This is a genomic window from Haloferax sp. Atlit-4N, from assembly GCF_003383025.1.
Taxonomy (GTDB): Archaea; Halobacteriota; Halobacteria; order Halobacteriales; family Haloferacaceae; genus Haloferax; species Haloferax gibbonsii.
Genome location: NZ_PSYY01000107.1, coordinates 1 through 451, shown reverse-complemented (window position 1 = coordinate 451; position 451 = coordinate 1). Strand labels below are relative to the sequence as shown.

Genomic DNA, 451 nt, shown 5'->3' with positions numbered 1-451 from the left:
GAAGCATATTTCTTTCCGATTAGCCCACAATTGGTGAGTGTCTAATAAGATGGTCTTACAGTGGTGGTCCTCTTCGTCAGCGTCGAGAGACTTCTCGGTGAGCGTCCCACGAAGCGGGTACGGAGAATTGACCTCAGATTCGACCTCCTAACCCCGAATCTGCGAGTTCATGTCGGCGAGACGCTCAATATGTTCTCCAACAGTATTCTGTCGTCCGGGAGGTACATCACCTCCCACATCACTTAGGCGGTAATCGAGATAGTACGTAGTGTGAGTACCGCTGTCGACGCGGTAGAAGATACCGTCGCCGCTGAGCCGTTCGAAGACGCGCTTGGTTGGCTCGTTCGACCAGCCCGCTTCAGAGACGATCCAATTTGCCGCACCCAACTCGGACAGTTGCCGAGCAACTATCCGAGCTCAGTCTGCACCCGTTGTCTGCCGATCCATATGA

At 53.9% G+C, this 451-nt stretch carries 1 pseudogene; it reads right to left on the bottom strand.

Annotated elements, in window-relative coordinates:
- Window positions 1–66 precede the first annotated feature (66 nt).
- A pseudogene (locus C5C07_RS22060) lies at window positions 67–447 on the bottom strand (hypothetical protein); the annotation flags it as partial.
- Between the last annotated feature and the right edge of the window lie 4 nt (window positions 448–451).